We start from the raw sequence: 15,576 nt of genomic DNA on the forward strand, positions 1-15,576 counted from the left end.
AGGATCGGAGATCATGGCAAAATCGCCAGGCAAAGTGGCCGCCAAGCCGGCCGGGAAGACAGCAACAGCCGCACCAAAAGCCGCGCTGCCAAAAACGCCCAGAAAGGCAGTGTCGGCGAAGATCGCGACCATCGCGCCGGCGCCCAAAAATACCGGCAAGACGGCGAAACCCGCCAAGACCGCGGCGCTCAAGCCAAAGGCAGCGGCCAAAGCCGCGCTCAAGGAAACCTCCTCCCGGATTTCGCAGCTCGCCTCGGATATCCTGACCGACCGTATCGTGCCGACCATCGAGCAGATCAAGGCGATCGCCGCGTCAGCGCTCGGTCAGGACGAGACCAAGGGCGGGAAAGGAAAGGGCAAGGGCAAGAAGAAAAAATAAGAGCCGGTTGGCACCGCGTCAGTTCTGCGCCATCGGAGCGTACGCCGGTCAGGGGCAGGTGAAACGGCCGGCTCCGCCTCAGGCCACGTTGTCGCGATGACGGTAGGCATCACGGGTCAGTGATTCCGGTCATCGGGCCGGTTGCCCGCGTTTCGCCTCCCAGGCAGCGACGCGTTCCGCGGTGTTGTGCCTGATCGCGGCATAGAAGATGCCGTAGTCACCAAGATGATAGCTGCCGTAGAGGAGGCTCAGGGCGTCGTGAAAGCCGCTTGGCGCTGACCATGGAATATCGACCTTGAGCAGACTTTCGTCACACACTGCGCCGGTAAGATGGGGCGTGAGGGCAGGCAGGGTCCTGCCCGGTTCGTCAGCTCGTCCTTTGGGAAAGGGCAGGCTGCCGGGGTTGGCCGCGGCGGGCGCCACGCCCTCGCGGCGCCAGGTCAGGGGGTTCACGCAGATCGCGGGCGGCTGGTCTGAGCTCTTTTCGCCGCCGCGCCACCAATATGTCTTGTCGCGAACCAGTTGGAAGGCTCCGGTGCGCCCTGTCTGACTGGTGTTCCATGAAAGGATGCAGCCGGTTTCGCGGGCGCCGTCGCACACCGGCAGGCCGATCGTGCCGAAGTCAGCGGGTGCATAGGCCCCGATCACATAGGCCGCGACAAGCCGCGCCTGAAGCGGCGTGCCGAGTATCTCGGCCTGGAGCAGCTTGACCGCATGCATCGCCCCCTGGCTGTGCGCGGCGATCAGGAACGGGCGACCGTTATTTTCATGGGCGATATAATAGCGAAAGGCGCGCGCGACATCGGCATAGGCCAGCGCTACCGCCGGCCGGCTATTGTCAAGCGCGCGTAGTGATGCCTGACGGTAATGCGGCGCAAAGATACGGCAACAGCCGTTGAACGCGCTCGCCTGGCCAAGCAGGACGGCGGGGTCGAACTCGGACGGCTTGTTGTAAGCGACATTCCAAACATCGCTCTGTTGATAGGTCGTCGGGTGGATGAAGAAGACGTCGGCCGGCGCATTGGCCTCGTCGATCGCCGCCATGCCTGGCGGCGTCGAGCGCTCAAGTCCGTTGCGCCCGGGATAGGCCAGCCACGCATCGGCCTGGGCATAGTCCGGCTCGGGCGGTACATGAGCAGCATCGAAAGGTCGGGACGGTGACCCGAAGGTCGCGATGACGGTCGCGACCGGGCCCAGGCCAAACACGCCGAGCAGGACGATGGCGCCGCACCCGGCCAGGGTGAACAGCGGCGCCGCCTTCAATATCCTCGATCGGAACACCTAGAATTGCCGGCGTACGCCAACGCCCATCGTCCTGGGCCGAAGCGTGATGGCGGCTTCGATCCCGCTGACGACATTGTGGTCGAGCAGCGGCGCCTTATCGAGCAGGTTGTTGACGAACAGATCGACCTGCCAGGATCCGGTGTCGATCAGCAGGCCCAGATTGACCACGTCATACGCCTTTTGCCGCTGGGTGACGTTGTTGGCCGAGACCGGGCCGGTCGGGGTCGTGACGACGAAGCTGTTCTCGAACATCCTCAGGCTGGAACTGCGATACTGATAGTCGGCCCGCGCCGTCGCGGTGGTGCCGCCCCCGATCGGGAAATGATAGGCGATGTTGGCGTTCGCGATCCATTTCGGTGTGTCGAGCACCGGCTGTCCCACCCTGGCCGAAACGCCCGTCGCGCTTTTGGATATCTTGGCGTCGGTATAGCTCGCCGCCGCGCCGAGCGTCAGGCCGTCCACCGTGAACTGGCTGCTGAGTTCGGCGCCCTTGATTTCGGCGCCGCCGACATTGCCGCTGAACGAGAATCCGCACCCGGGCAGGAAGACATTCTGCTGGATGTTTTTCCAGTCGGTATAGAAGGCGGCGCCGTTGAGGGTCAGCCGACGGTCGAGGAACTGGTTCTTGCTGCCGACTTCATAGGTCCATAGCGAGTCCGACCGATAGCTGACCGGCACCGAGGACAGGCCAAGATTGGCAAGATCGGCCTGGCACTGGCTTGGCGCCACGGCGAACGGATTGCCGCCGCCGGGGCGGAAGCCCTTGGCCGCGCTGGCATAGATCAAGGCGTCGCGGCTGGCGCGATAGGCGAGTTCGAACTTCGGATTGACCCCGCTCTGGCGGGTGCTGGCCGTGCCATGTGTATCGCCGCCGTTCAGCACGCCATCGCCACGGGTGTCGATCGTCTGTTTGAGGTTGAAATAACGCAGCGCGGCGGTGGCATCGAGGCCGGGCAGGATTTCGAAGGTCAGGTCGGCAAAGGCGGCATATTGAGTCAGCTTGCTGAGGGTATTGCCATGATAGACCGTGTCGGTGCCGGTCCCGAGGAGCCCGCCGACGCCGATCGACTTGACGGTCTGGTCGAGCTCGTCGCGCTGATGCGCATAATAGAGGCCGACGGTCCAGCGCAGCCGCGCTGCCGGATTGGACGACGCGGCGCGGACTTCCTGGCTGAACGTCCTGGTGCTGCTATTGGAGGCGTTGGGCGAGTTGACGCCGTACAGGGCGGGAACCAGCGTCGCGATGTAGAAGGAATAGTCGCGATCGAACTTGACCGAACGATCGACATAGGCGGTCAGCGAGGTGATATCGACGCCGCCCAGATGCTTGACCATGTTCAGCGAATAGACGCCGAGATCGTCATTGGTGGGCTGCGCCAGCCGGAACGAGCTCTGCAGATCGGGAAGATTGGTCCAGAAGGCGCCGGTGTTCTTCTGGCGATAGGCTTGGCGGAACAGCGATGGCGTAATGTCGAGCGAAGGATCGGGCTGCCACAACAGCGCCGCCTTCACGGCAAGCACGTGGTCCGAATTCTGGTCCCTGTCGGCCAGCGTGCTGAGCGAAGGCCGCGCGAGTGGCGTCAGCGCGGCGGGCGGCGCTGTCGTGCTGGTCCGCACATCGACCGCGAGCCCGTTCGCCACATTGTCGATATAGCCGGCATTGTTGCGATAAAGGACTCCGGTGCGCAGCGCGAGCTTGTCGGACAGCGGCAGGTTCAGCACCGCTTCGGCCTGATAGGAAATGCCGCCATGCGCGGTGGTTGATACGCCCGCCGCGGTATCAAGCGTCGTCTTGCCAAGCTCCGGCGCGTGGCTGACATATTTGATCGCGCCGCCCATCGCGCTGCCGCCATACAGCGTGCCCTGCGGCCCCTTGAGGATTTCGACCCGGCTGAAATCGAAGAACACCGGATCGGCGGCACCGCTAAAGGCGTTGGTCGCGCCGAGCAGCGATATGTCGTCGAGATAGATGCCGACGGTGGGGCTTGGCGACGTCGTGCTGACGCCGCGAATGCTGTAGCGGCTCTGGCCCAGTTCGGCGCCCGAGAAGGACACGCCGGGTACCTTGCGCAGCACGTCTTTGAAGTCGCGGGCATTCCCCTGGCGGAGGTCGGCGGCCGAGAAGGCCGAGACGGAGAGGGGGGCATCCTGCAAGCGCTCGTTGCGCTTGCGCGCGGTGACCACGATGTCGTCGGACGCTGGTTCTTCCGCATGGGGTTGAGCCTGGGCCTGGGCGCTGGCCGACGAAAGCGGAATGGCGCTGCCGATCGTCGCGAGCGCGAGTGCGGTCCAGGCGGTGCCGCAGAGATGATGATGTCGCATAATAATCCTCCGTCCCAACCGGGCGTCCCTCGCCCTGTGCGCCGCGCCTGATTGGGGGTCGCGTCGCCTTTCTGGGAATTCAACGTGATCACTCATCCACGCCTTTTGACAGGGTGTTGTTATGCGCGGGCGCGGATTGCTTATGCCGGGCGCAGAAAATCGACCGATCCGGGCTGGCGCAGGGGATCGCAGCGATTTGGCATGGGCCGGCTTCCATGCGAAGCTGGGCATTGGCATACTGCTTACCGAGGCAAGATCAATGGCGCTCGCAGAACCGCAAGGAAAGGTCCCGCACTATGTGAGCGGTCGCTTCGAACCGTTCCTCCGAGACGACGAGATCAGCGGTGTCGTGATCGATGGCCGTTCGCGTGGCCGGATCGACGAACATCTGGTCGGCGACGACCGGCTGACGTTCAAGGTGCAACTGACCGGTGCCGGCGAATATCAGTTCAATGATGCGCCGACGTCCGAAATCGCCGGCGAATGCCTTGTCATCGCGCACCAGCCATCGGGCGTCGTCAAGCGGCAGATCATTCTGAACGACACCGAGGAGCGTTCGGTGACACTGTTCTTTCCGCGCCTCGGCAACGGGCGGATCGCCGGCTTCGAGGATGAAGGGCAGGAAGTACGCGCAGCCAGCGAATTCCTGTCGCAGCGTCTCCTGTTCCGGCGTTACCAGTTGCCGCGCGCCGCAGCACTTTGTGCCGCCGATATTCTCGACACCCGCCGGTCACCCTGGACGCAGGAACGGTTCAAGAGGGCCAAGATCGACGAACTGACCTGCCTGCTGCTCGATTTCTTCATCAGCCAGTTCAAGCGATCAGACGATCATGGGCTGACCGAGCGTGAGGTCCGCCGGGTGCGCCAGGCTCGCGCGATCATCGCCGAGCAACTCGACCAGCCGCCTGGCATTGCCGAACTGGCCCGGGCGGTCGGCACTAACCGGACCAGGCTGAACACGACGTTCCGCGCCTTTTATGGCGAGACGATCGGCCAGGCGCTGCAAAAGGAAAGAATGGAAAGCGCTCGCACCTTGTTGGGCGAGGACAGCCTGTCGGTCAGCGAGATCGCCGAGCGCTGCGGCTATGGCCATCTCAGCAATTTCTCGCTGGCCTACAAGGCTTATTTCGGAATGAGCCCGTCGGTCGCGCGCGACGCCGCCGCACAAATAATGCGGTCGGCATAATCCATCCGCCGCGGCCATAAGCAGGAAGGCGGCGTTCCGGCCTAAGGTCACGCCGTTCGTTCCTGTGTGGGGCGTCCGACCATTGGAGCCACCATGAATTCCCCCATGATCCCGGACCGAGATATCGCCCCGCCCGGCGCCGGACGCGAAGCGGCATGACGGAGGTGTTCGATTATGTCGTGGTCGGGGCCGGCGCGAGCGGTTGCGCGGTTGCCGGGCGGCTGGCCGCTGTGCCCGGCACGCGCGTCGCAGTGCTCGAGGCGGGGCGGGCGGGGCGGTTGCGGATCGAGGCGATCCCGGCCGCGACGATCCATACCAACGGCAATCCTTTTTATGACTGGAAGCTGGTTTCCCAGCCCGATCCCAGCCGCCTCGACCGGACCGAGGATTGGCCGCGCGGGCTCGGCCCGGGCGGCAGCACGCGGATCAACGGGATGATCTTCGTTCGCGGCGCGCCTGAGGATTTCGACGCGTGGCGCGATCTCGGCGCGCGGGGCTGGGGTTATCGCGACGTGCTGCCCTATTTCCGGCGGATCGAGACCAGCACTGACGCCGAGTCCCAGGTCCGGGGCGCCACCGGGCCGCTGCGCGTTTCGCCGTTGCCCTATGTGCATGATCTGACGCCGCGGTTCATCGCGGCGGCTGGCGAGGCCGGGTTGCCGTTCAATCCGGATATCAATGGCGAACGACAGGACGGCATCGGTTATGTGCAGAGTTCGGCCAGGAGGGGCCGTCGGCACGACAGCTTCACCGCTTTCCTGAAGCCGGCGATCACTCGCGGCGCTGCCGTCATGCTGGAAGGCGCGCGTGCGCACCGGGTGATTTTCGAAGGCGGCCGGGCGACCGGCGTTGAATTCGAGCAGGACGGCGTCGTCCGCACCGTCGTGGCGCGCAAAGGGGTCATCTTGTCCGGCGGCGCCATCCACACCCCGCAATTGCTGATGCTGTCGGGCATTGGTCCGGCCGCACGGTTGCGCGAACTCGGCATCCCGGTCGTGACCGACGCGCCCGAAGTCGGCCGCAACCTGATGGAGCATGTCGGCATCTGGATGGGCCTGAAGGTCTCGGTCCCGACCCTCAACCAGCAGGTCAATCTGATGGGGATGGCGCGGGCGATGCTGCTCTGGCTGGCCGGGAAGGGGCCGGCCGCCGCGCCCACCGCCCAGGCAGTCGGTTTCGCGCGAACCCTGGCCGGGCTGCCGTCGCCGGATATCCAGATTCATCTGACTCCGTTCGGCCATATCGGTCGTGGTGCCGAGCGCAAGCTGGCACCGTTTCCGATGGTCAGCGTCGTCGCCAGCGTCAACCATCCGCGGAGCAGGGGGCGGATCGATCTGGCAAGCGGCGATCCCGCCGCCGCGCCGTTGATCTATCCGACATTGCTCGAGGCGCCGGAGGATCTGGCGACATTGCGGCGCGGCGTCGAGCTGTGCGGCCGGATCGTCGACGCGCCGGCGTTCCGGGACTTTGTCGAGGAGCGGATCGGGTGGCCGGACCTGAGCGCGGACGATGCCGAGGCCGACCGCCAGATCCGCAGTCTCGCGACGCCAATCTATCACCCGGTCGGCACCTGCCGGATGGGGTCGGACGCCGCCTCGGTGGTCGATCCCAGGCTCAAGGTCCGCGGCGTCGACGGTCTGTTCGTCGCCGATGCCTCCATCATGCCCCGCCACATCAGCGGAAACACCCAGGCCGTCGCGATGATGATCGGCGACAAGGCCGCAGACCTGATCGGAATGCCTCTATGAATTCTTCGGCCGTCGCCCGGATTCTCCCCAACTGGGATACACCTTTTCCGGAGGCGTTGGGTCATGCCTGGATTCAGGGCGAGACCCGAGTGTTTGGCGGGGATCCGGTCGTCAGCGTCAACCCGGCGACGGGCGATATCCTGGGCGGCTTCGACGAGGGCGGCGCGCAGGCGATCGATACGGCGGTGGTCGCCGCGCGATCGGCATTCCTTGGCGATTGGGGGCGGATGGGCGGCGCCGGGCGCGCCGGGTTGCTCCTCGCCTGGGCCGCGCGCATCGCTGAAGAGGTCGAGCAGCTGGCCTGGCTTGAGACGCTGGAAGTCGGCCGTCCGACGACGGACGCCAAGGCGCTGATCGGGCAAGGCCCGCTGCTGATCGGCCATTATGCCAGCATGATCCCTGCGCTCGAGGATCGTGCCGACGGCGCGGCGCGGCGCGCGCGGGGTGTAGTCGGTGCCATCACGCCGTGGAATTTCCCCGTCGCCAATGTGTTGATCCGCGCTGCGCCGATCCTCGCGGCGGGCAATACGCTGGTGCTGAAACCCTCGGAACTGTCGCCGCGATCCGCGGTCCTGCTCGCGCAACTGGCCAGCGAAGCGGGCCTGCCACCGGGCGTGTTCAACGTGGTGCCGGGCACCGGGCACGAGACCGGCGCGGCACTCGCGGCCCATCCCGGCGTCGATATGCTCGCCTTCACCGGCTCGACCCGGACCGGTCAGGCGATCATCCAGGCCTCGGCATCGCGATCGCTCAAGCCGCTGATGATGGAATGCGGTGGCAAATCGCCGCAACTCGTGCTGCCCGACATGATCGATCAGCCGGAGATCTGGCCGGGCGTCTTCGCCGCCGCCTTCTGGAATACCGGCCAATGGTGCGCGGCGCGCACCCGATTGCTGGTGCCCAGGGGCGGGCTGGACGCGGCGGTCGAGGGGCTACGCGCCGCTGCGGCTGACTGGCCGATCGGCGATCCACGCGATCTGGCGACGCGGCTGGGTCCGCTCGCCAGCCGCAAGCAATATGATACCATCCAGGGCTTTCGGGAGATCGCCCGCCAGACGGCGCGGGTCGTGCCGCTGTCGGCCGCTCCCGGGGGCCTGCCGGCGGACGGCTTCTACGTTGCACCGGAACTGGTACTGGATGCGGCGCAGGACAATGCCCTGGTCCAGCAGGAGGTGTTCGGCCCATTGCTGACGGTGCAGGAATATGGCGATCTGGACGAGGCGATCAGGCTGGCGGACGACGGGCCCTATGGTCTTGGCGCGACAATCTGGGGTGCCGACAAAGAGGCCGCGGAACGGATCGCTACGGGGCTGTGCGTCGGATCGGTGGATGTGATCGTCGCGGCCGCCGCCCGGCCGGGCCTCGCGCTCGGCACGCCGTTCGAACCGCGCAAACAGTCCGGCTTCGGCGTTGAAGGCGGGCTTGCCGGCCTTGCCGCCTTCACCGCGCCACAGGCCATCACCTATGCAGGCTGATGCGCCCCGGGAATCGCGGACCAGTCTGGCCGCGCTGATCGTCATCGGTACAGGCGCGATGACCAGCGCCACCCTGAGCCCGGTGATGCTCGGCCTGTATATTGACGAGCTTCGCCTCACCGCCTCGCAGGCGAGCCTGGCGCTCGCGGCGGAGAACGGTGCCTATGCGCTGGGGTTGCTGCTCTTCTACCTCATATTGCACCGGGCGAGGCGCCCGATGCTGGCCGCGACCGGCCTCGGGATCATGGTCGTCACCAGCCTGTTGACCGCGAGGGCGGGGGGCTTCGTGCCGCTGCTGGCGATCCGCGCGGTCTTTGGCCTGGCCATGGGCTTCACCGCATCGACCGTGTTCGCCGCTTACGCTGGCCGTGCCGATCCGCAGCGGGTGTGGGCGATCGCCACTTTCGTCAACCTGACCTACGCAGCCATCCTGCTGACCCTGTCGGGATGGATCGCCCAGACTTTCGGCCTGACGGGTATCGTTGCGGTGTTGGCGATGGTCGCGGTGATCGGCCTGGCCTGTACACGACTGATCCCGCCGGCACCGCCGCGCGCTGAGCGGGAGGTGCGCAGCGGGGGGACGGAAAATGGGGGGGTGATCAATCTTCCCGCGATCTGCGGCGCGCTGGCGCTGCTGTGCCTTTATGCCGGTCACACCACTTTATGGTCGTTTCAGGAACGTATGGGCTTGGCAGTCGGTCTCGATCGCAGTCAGGTGGGTGTGTTGCTGGGGATTTCCGTGCTGGGCGCGATCATCGGCGCTGTCCTGTCGGTGAGCGCCGGGCACCGGTTCGGCCAGCGCGGGCCTAACGCGCTCGCCTTTGCCGGTCTGATCGCCTCGGCGTTGTTGCTCGCCCTGCCGATGATGGCTGCCTATGTGGCGGGCGCGGTAATCGTGAAAACCGCCTGGTTCTTCGGCCTGCCCTTCATTCTTGGCGCACTGGCCCGGCTCGATCGCAGCGGCCGGTGGAGCAGCATGGGCGCGGCGCTTCTCGCACTGGGTTCGGCAATCGGGCCGGCGATCGGTGCCACCCTGGCCAGCTACGGCGCGCACATGATCGGCGTTCTCGCGGCGGGGCTGTACCTGATCAGCTTCCTGTTCACCGTGCCGCTGTTCGCCGCCGACCGATCCATTCCTGCCCATCACTGATGACATGAACATGTTCGTCGAGAGCTATGATGAGGCACGGCATGCCTTCCGGGCCAGCATGGCGACATTGGGTGGCCGGCTCGAGTCAGCCACTATTCCCGGGACGGGCGCACAGGGTGAAGAACTGACGATCGACTGGGCGGTCATCGGCCCGGCCGGCGCGTCCGGAACGTTGCTGTCGATCTCGGGCGTGCATGGGGCGGAAGGGCATGCCGGGTCAGCCGCGCAGCGCGCCTTTGCCGCCGTGCTCGATCCCCGCGATCTGGTCGATGATTGCAACGTGGTGATGATCCACGCGCTCAACCCCTGGGGTGTCTCGCACGGTCACCGCGTCGATGCCGACAATGTCGATCTCTCCCGCAATTTCGGCGACTTCGGTGCCGCGCTCCGGCTCAATCCCGATTACACAAGAATTCACGACATTGTCTGTCCCGACCGCTGGGACGATGGCCAGTTGGGCCGGGTCGGGGCGCTCTTCCAATCGCTGACCAGCGAACTGGGCGCGGCGGCGGCGCTGACGGCCTTTACCGGGGGGCAGCACAGTCATCCCGACGGGGTCGGCTTTGGCGGGGTTCGTCCGTCGCCCTCGCACCGGGTGTTCGAGCACATCGTCGATACCGAGCTCGCCGCCTGCCGCCGCATGGCGTATCTCGAATGGCATACCGGCTTCGGCGACTATGGTCGGCCGCTGGCCGTCGCGCTCGATGCGCCCGGCACGGCGGCGCGGAACCGGATGTCAGGCTGGTGGGCCGATCAGGGGCTGCAAGGCGAGGACCAGGCCTTTGAGTCGGGCGAGACGCCTGATTGGTCGGGCCTGTTGTTGCCCGGGCTGCGCAGGCTGGCGCCGCCGATCGACATTGTCGGGGCACCGATCGAGATCGGCACTGTCTCGAACGTCGAGGCGTTCGAAGCCGTGATGATCGACCGATGGTTGCGCCTGGGGCGGGAGCCGGGGGACGTCGATCCGCGGTCGGCGCTGCGGGCGAGATTGCGGGCGGCCTATGACCCGGTTGATCCGATATGGCGCGAGCGCGTGGTGGAGATCGGCCGCCAGATGCACGTCGCGGCTTTACGGGGCCTCCGCGCCTGGCAAATGGAGGTTCGGACCGGAGCATAGCGCCTATGCCCTGATGTGAGGCGATGCGTGTCCCCCGCGCCCGCCGTCAGTCTTACAGTTGGCATCTATAGGGGCTGTGTGCTTACGTGGCGGTTGCCGCTATCGGCCTCCTCATGATCAGGCTCCAAGCGAAGCGCATGCCCTCCTCATCCCCCGCCGCCATCGAGAGCGTCAAACCAGCCCGTCGCAAGCAGGAGGACCGGACCGCGGACACCCGGCGGCGCATTCTCGAAGCCACGATCGGCTGCCTGTATCGCATGGGATATAGTGCGGTGACCATCGCTGTGGTCGCGAAAGAGGCGGGTGTCAGCCGCGGCATCATTTCCTATCATTTCGCCAGCAAGACCGACCTGATGGTGGCGGTGCGCGACGCGGTCCATCTCGAAGAACGGCGGCTTATCGAGGAGACGCGCAAGCGGATCGGCACCGAGGCATATCTGAACGAACTGCCTCGGCACGTTCTTTCGGGAATGTTGCGTGAACCGGGAATCGCGGTGGACGAGATCCTTCTGGCCGCGCGTGCGGACCCCGATCTCAGCGAGAAGCTTCGTACCGCCGAAAGCAATATCGAACACAGGGTCCTGAATGGACTCAAAGGCTATTATGCCGAACTGGGTTTAGAGCCACCTGCCAATCTTGCGGTCATCATGCGCGTGTTTGTCGCGGCCTTTCGCGGACTCGCCATCACTGAGCTGGTGCAGGGCGAAGGCGCCGAGACCGAGGCGAGCGTCGCCTATCTTATGGAGTTGTTCGCGCACGTTAACACCGGGCGCGATCGCACCTCGGAGACCGCCCCTTCGTGATCACGCGGCGGTCTGGGCAGCCAGTCGCCGGCTGTTCAACGCGGCGATATTCCTGGCATGGGCCTCGCGATCGATGCGGTATTTCAGGATGATGAAAACCGCCGCGAGCGAAAACAGAGCGGCACCGGGACCATAAACCAGCCCAAGCAAGTGAAGGCTTCCTTCCGGCACGTCGCTCGCGCTGAGCTTTCCGTCGGCGTGTTTTGGCAGGGCGATGAAACCAAGCAGGAGACCGGCGACCAGCGTGCCGCCAGCCGATGCGGCCTTGTTGGCAAAGGCGTTGCCCGCCGCGAAAAGACCTTCGCGCCGGGTGCCGAACAGCACTTCATGCTGGTCGGCCACATCCGGCCCCATCGCGTTCATCGCGATCCCGGCTGAGCCCATGAACATTCCCATCATCAGCGAGAACACCGTCAGGGCCGTCGCGAGCGTGCCGCCTTCGAACGGGAAAAAACCGGCAAGGCGCAGCAGGACCGGCGCTGACTGGCAGAGCAGCAACGCCGAAATACCCAGTGCCAGGACGTTTCGTTTTTCCATGCGCGAGAGCAGCAGGCCGCCAAACGGCGCGCCGAGAAACAGGCCGAAGAACAGGGCGATGGTGACGGCCTGAGTTTGTCCGCTGGTCAGCCCCCAGAACAGGGTGTTGGCGTGGATCCCCAGCACGCTGTTGACTCCGAAACCGATGAAGAACAGCACGTTCGTCGCGAGCACGATGCGGAACGAGGGGTTGCGCAGGCACTCGGCGAGTTCCGTGAAGAAGGCGGCGAGGGAATGGGCCTCGACCATGGGCGAATGTTCCCGTCCGCGGGTCGCCAGCGCTGTCCGGCAGGCCACCAGTCCGCCGCCGACCACGATAAGCGATAGCGCGATCGCGAACGGCATATATTGGCCGCGCGCCATCAGCCCTTCAGGCCCGGCGAAGAACAGGCCGAAGCCGAGCAGGAGCCCGGCGATGCCGCCCGACATGAAGAAGAACCAGCGCAGCGTCATGAGCGTTGAGCGCTCGCGATAGTCGTCGGTGAGTTCCGCGCCAAGAGCCGTCACGGGTAGAAGAAATAGCGACACGGATACGCGCAGCGCCACCGACAGGAAGGCAACCCAGACGAACAGGCCGACACCACCGAGCGCTGGCGGGAGCGAAAAGAGCAGTGTCAGGCTCAGGGCAATCGGCAGTAACGAGCCGAGCATGAAAGGAAGGCGCCTACCGAGTCTTGACCGGCAATGGTCGGACGCGGAGCCAATGAGCGGGTCGGCGATCGCATCGACCACCAGACCCGCGGCAATGGCCGCGCCGGCCAGGCCGGGCGCCATCCCCGCAACGCTGGTCAGATAGAAGAGCAGGAATATGTTGAGCGGGTGCAAGGCGGTGCCGTCGACAAGACCGCCCGCGGCAAAGCCGAGCTTATGCCGCAACGGCAACCGTTGCCGCCGGGCCGCGGCCGCCTCGATTGTGCTGGCCATCATCTTCATCGACTGTCTCCGCGTCATTCTTTCAACTCGGCAAAGAGGGCGTGGATAGCGCCGTCGCGATCGACGAGCGACCGCAGCGCGAAGCCGGGCGGTGGCGTCACCTCGACGGGAATCGATCCTGCACGGATCACCGCGCCGAACCCGTCGGCATTGCGGCATAGCGCGACCGAAATCTCCCAGGCACCGGCCGGCACCACGCCATCGGCGAAATCGAGATCGAACAGATTGGGCGTTATACAGGCGCGGGCAAAGCCGGGTTCGGCGGGGGCGACACCCAGCACGTGTCGGGACAGGAAGTGCGTCGGTGACGCCGAGAAGCCGTGGCAAAGGCTCGCCCAGGGGGTAATCGCCTCCCACAAAGTGGACGAGCCCGCCTCGATCATGGGCGCGAAGCGGCGCCTTATATTGTCGAGGGCCGTCGCGCCGCGACCGTGCTTGACCAGGGCTTCGTTGACGAAATGGCTGTAGAAGGTGTTCGCCACGACGACCCCCTGTTCCTCGTCCAGCGGGGTTCCGAAGGGGACGACCGGCGGCGCCGGCGTTGCGGTCTCGCGCTCGGGGTCGGTCGCCCAGTCGAAGGCGCGTGTGATCCGCTCGGGCGCCGCGTCGCCCCATAAGGCGAGCGCGGCGATACCATGCTGCGATGTCCGCCTCATCTGCGCGCCGCTGACGGGATCGACCATATCCACCCACGCGCCGCGCTGCTGGTCCCAATGCTCGGCATCGAGCCTGGCGGAGATGGCGCGCGCGCGATTCTCATAGAGGCTGGCCGCCCGTTCATCCTCCAGCGCGCTGCCGATCGTCGCGGCGGCCCGGTACGCGCCCGCCAATTGCGCGTTGAGCGGCAAAGCCTGATGGTCGCGACCAAGCCCGGCCCAGTCCATGAAGTGCCAATAGGGCATGTCGACCACCAGGCCATGCGGCCCGGCGATCCGTTCGAACCAGCCGAGCGCCTTCCGGATCGACGGCCAGATTTGTTCGATCGTCGCAAGATCGCCGGTGAGTTGCCAATGGTCGGCCGCGCACAGGATCCATTGCAGCGTCCAGTCGGGGATCAGCCGGGCATTGTGACCATGATCCCCGGGCGCAAACATCTGGGTCAACCCGTCGGGCCGCTGGCTTTCGGCGGCCTGCACCAGATATTTGGCCGTCAGTGCCGACGCTGAGCTGCCGAATGCCGCGTGTCCCGCGAGGTTTTCGACCGTCACGTCGCCCAGCCATTGGCGTTGCTCGCGGCTCGGGCAGTCTTCCCAGGCATCGTGCATGCATTGTTTGAGCGTATAGGCTCCGGCAGCCCATAGCTTGGTCAGGATCGGGTCCGAGCAGGAGAAGCTGCCACGTTCGTCGACAGGATAGTGGGTCTCGATCGCGCCCAGGCGGCGGATGGTCATGCCGGCCGGGGCGTTGCGCACGACGACGTGCATATAGCGGACGGCGCACCACTCGAAGCGCTGGAAATGCTGTAGGCCGGCGCGTGCAACATAGCGGCAGAGATGGGCGTCGGTGCCGATATAGGGCCTGCGTTCGATCCGCGCGTCTTCGGCAACCTCACCGAACCATTCGTCGGGCAGTCGTTCGGCGCACGCGATCTCGATCACTTCCCCGCCTCTCGCCTCAATCTCGAAGAAGGGGTGGCCCGAGAAGATACGGCCGAAGTCGAGCGTGAAGGCGGTATCGACGCCGTCAGAGGTGCTGATCATGGTCGACGCCTTGGCGTCGCTCAAAAGATCCTCGACATTGCGCGCCGCGCCGAGCGGGGCGGGTACAAGCTGCTCCTCATAGAGTCGCGTGTGCAGGGGCAGATCGGGCTGGGGTAGCTGACCCCTGATCCAGCGAATGCGCCGCGCGTGAGTCGGGAACGCTCGAAGCGCGGGAATTCCGCGAGGCAGCAGGATGGGAAACGGACGGACGATCACGCCCTGGTACAGTGATTCCGGACCGCCTCCGCCGGCAAGCAGGGGGCGTGCGACGTCCCAGGCGCTGTCGTCAAAACCCAATGCGGCCCAGTCGGCCGGCAATTCATTGGCATCCAGCGATTCGATGAACCCTAGGCTGTGATTGGCCTGCGCCACGTCCTGGACCCAGGCGGTCGACTGCGTGCAGCGCCATGCCTGGCGGGTGTCGATCACGGGGCCTTCGACCCACAGCCCGCCGTCGCCGAAGACCGGACGCCATAGTCCGCGGACACCTTCGTAAAAGGCGGTGTCGACGCCATAGGTGTGAACCAGGACGGCGACGACATTCCGCCCCGGCCGAAGCGCGGACGCGATGTCATGAGTGTCGTAACGCTGGGCGAGGGGACTGCACCGAACCGGGCCCCGCCCTTGTTCCTCGCCATTCACGTACAGGATATAGCGTCCATCGACCGTGATGTCGGTGAGAGCCGCGATCGGCGGTGTCTCAAGCTCGACCTCGGTCCGGAACAGGAACCACCGGTTCTTGCCATCGTCTCGTTCAGGCAGATCCCTTGAGGCGAGCAGCCAGTTCTCGGCGATCGGCTGCTGTGGCGTCCAGATGAACGGGGCGCGGAAAAGGGTCATGGTGCGGGTGTCTCTGCGGGCATTGTGAACTCAAGGGCTGAGGATTCGCATGGCCCCCGGAATCGTTTCGGCGAAGGCGAGGTGGCCGCGACAGTGAGGCCG

General features: G+C 65.6%; 11 protein-coding genes. 7 read left to right on the forward strand and 4 right to left on the reverse strand.

What is annotated here, in order from left to right; genetic code table 11:
* Window positions 1-13: 13 nt before the first annotated feature.
* Window positions 14-379, forward strand: a complete 366-nt coding sequence (locus P0Y59_04240; protein WEK00912.1) for a hypothetical protein — start codon at window positions 14-16, stop codon at window positions 377-379.
* 129 nt (window positions 380-508) lie between these two features.
* On the opposite strand, the gene P0Y59_04245 is transcribed toward P0Y59_04240, so the two are convergent.
* Both P0Y59_04245 and P0Y59_04250 read right to left on the reverse strand, forming a co-directional pair.
* The gene (locus tag P0Y59_04245; GenBank protein WEK00913.1) at window positions 509-1,642 is read right to left on the reverse strand and encodes a DUF3089 domain-containing protein; all 1,134 of its coding nucleotides are present in this window, start codon (window positions 1,640-1,642) and stop codon (window positions 509-511) included.
* Window positions 1,643-1,660: 18 nt separating this feature from the next.
* Entirely contained in the window at window positions 1,661-3,985 is a 2,325-nt protein-coding gene (locus P0Y59_04250) for a TonB-dependent receptor (GenBank protein ID WEK00914.1), read from the reverse strand.
* A gap of 259 nt (window positions 3,986-4,244) precedes the next feature.
* Here P0Y59_04250 and P0Y59_04255 point away from each other — a divergent pair, with 259 nt between their 5' ends.
* The 6 genes from P0Y59_04255 to P0Y59_04280 all read left to right on the forward strand — a co-directional run bounded on the left by P0Y59_04255 (window position 4,245) and on the right by P0Y59_04280 (window position 11,464).
* Complete coding sequence (locus P0Y59_04255) at window positions 4,245-5,171, forward strand: AraC family transcriptional regulator (GenBank protein WEK00915.1); 927 nt, start codon at window positions 4,245-4,247, stop codon at window positions 5,169-5,171.
* A gap of 155 nt (window positions 5,172-5,326) precedes the next feature.
* Window positions 5,327-6,919: a GMC family oxidoreductase N-terminal domain-containing protein gene (locus P0Y59_04260; GenBank protein WEK00916.1), complete on the forward strand. Its 1,593-nt coding sequence runs from the start codon at window positions 5,327-5,329 to the stop codon at window positions 6,917-6,919.
* Complete coding sequence (locus tag P0Y59_04265) at window positions 6,916-8,394, forward strand: aldehyde dehydrogenase family protein (GenBank protein WEK00917.1); 1,479 nt, start codon at window positions 6,916-6,918, stop codon at window positions 8,392-8,394. Before P0Y59_04260 ends, P0Y59_04265 begins: the two co-directional genes overlap by 4 nt.
* Window positions 8,384-9,544 (forward strand): MFS transporter, encoded by a 1,161-nt coding sequence (locus P0Y59_04270; GenBank protein ID WEK00918.1) that lies wholly within the window; start codon window positions 8,384-8,386, stop codon window positions 9,542-9,544. Before P0Y59_04265 ends, P0Y59_04270 begins: the two co-directional genes overlap by 11 nt.
* A 4-nt stretch (window positions 9,545-9,548) precedes the next feature.
* A complete protein-coding gene (locus P0Y59_04275) occupies window positions 9,549-10,661 on the forward strand; it encodes a DUF2817 domain-containing protein (GenBank protein WEK00919.1) in 1,113 nt (370 codons plus the stop codon).
* Window positions 10,662-10,798: 137 nt separating this feature from the next.
* Window positions 10,799-11,464: a TetR/AcrR family transcriptional regulator gene (locus P0Y59_04280; GenBank protein WEK00920.1), complete on the forward strand. Its 666-nt coding sequence runs from the start codon at window positions 10,799-10,801 to the stop codon at window positions 11,462-11,464.
* Here the strand turns inward: P0Y59_04280 and P0Y59_04285 are convergent, their stop codons facing one another.
* Complete coding sequence (locus tag P0Y59_04285; GenBank protein ID WEK00921.1) at window positions 11,465-12,934, reverse strand: MFS transporter; 1,470 nt, start codon at window positions 12,932-12,934, stop codon at window positions 11,465-11,467.
* 14 nt (window positions 12,935-12,948) lie between these two features.
* Window positions 12,949-15,474, reverse strand: a complete 2,526-nt coding sequence (locus P0Y59_04290; protein WEK00922.1) for a hypothetical protein — start codon at window positions 15,472-15,474, stop codon at window positions 12,949-12,951.
* Window positions 15,475-15,576: the final 102 nt, after the last annotated feature.

Source organism: Candidatus Sphingomonas phytovorans (genome assembly GCA_029202385.1).
In the GTDB taxonomy this organism is placed as follows: Bacteria; Pseudomonadota; Alphaproteobacteria; order Sphingomonadales; family Sphingomonadaceae; genus Sphingomonas; species Sphingomonas phytovorans.